Source organism: Klebsiella ornithinolytica NBRC 105727 = ATCC 31898 (assembly GCF_001598295.1).
Lineage (GTDB): Bacteria > Pseudomonadota > Gammaproteobacteria > Enterobacterales > Enterobacteriaceae > Klebsiella > Klebsiella ornithinolytica.
In genome coordinates this window covers 1-913 of record NZ_BCYR01000035.1, presented here as the reverse complement: position 1 = coordinate 913, position 913 = coordinate 1, and the positions used below count along the sequence as shown (strand labels likewise).

The following is a 913-nucleotide window of genomic DNA, read 5'->3' as shown; positions in this document are numbered from 1 at the left end:
GCATTCGACCAGATCGATAACGCGCCGGAAGAGAAAGCTCGTGGTATCACCATCAACACTTCTCACGTTGAATATGACACCCCGACTCGCCACTACGCACACGTAGACTGCCCGGGCCACGCCGACTATGTTAAAAACATGATCACCGGTGCTGCTCAGATGGATGGCGCGATCCTGGTTGTTGCTGCGACTGACGGCCCGATGCCGCAGACTCGTGAGCACATCCTGCTGGGTCGTCAGGTAGGCGTTCCGTACATCATCGTGTTCCTGAACAAATGCGACATGGTTGATGACGAAGAGCTGCTGGAACTGGTTGAAATGGAAGTCCGTGAGCTGCTGTCTCAGTACGACTTCCCGGGCGACGACACGCCGATCGTTCGTGGTTCCGCTCTGAAAGCGCTGGAAGGCGAAGCAGACTGGGAAGCGAAAATCATCGAACTGGCTGGCTACCTGGATTCTTACATCCCGGAACCAGAGCGTGCGATTGACAAGCCGTTCCTGCTGCCGATCGAAGACGTATTCTCCATCTCCGGTCGTGGTACCGTTGTTACCGGTCGTGTAGAGCGCGGTATCATCAAAGTGGGCGAAGAAGTTGAAATCGTTGGTATCAAAGAGACTGCGAAGTCTACCTGTACTGGCGTTGAAATGTTCCGCAAACTGCTGGACGAAGGCCGTGCTGGTGAGAACGTTGGTGTTCTGCTGCGTGGTATCAAACGTGAAGAAATCGAACGTGGTCAGGTACTGGCTAAGCCGGGCTCTATCAAGCCGCACACCAAGTTCGAATCTGAAGTGTACATTCTGTCCAAAGACGAAGGCGGCCGTCATACTCCGTTCTTCAAAGGCTACCGTCCGCAGTTCTACTTCCGTACAACTGACGTGACTGGCACCATCGAACTGCCGGAAGGCGTAGAGA

The 913-nt window shown here is 54.3% G+C and carries 1 protein-coding gene; it reads left to right on the top strand.

Annotation, left to right across the window (positions count from 1 at the left end):
- A partial coding sequence (gene tuf, locus ROR01S_RS25600; protein WP_064359987.1) for an elongation factor Tu occupies window positions 1-913 on the top strand: 913 nt, incomplete at both ends.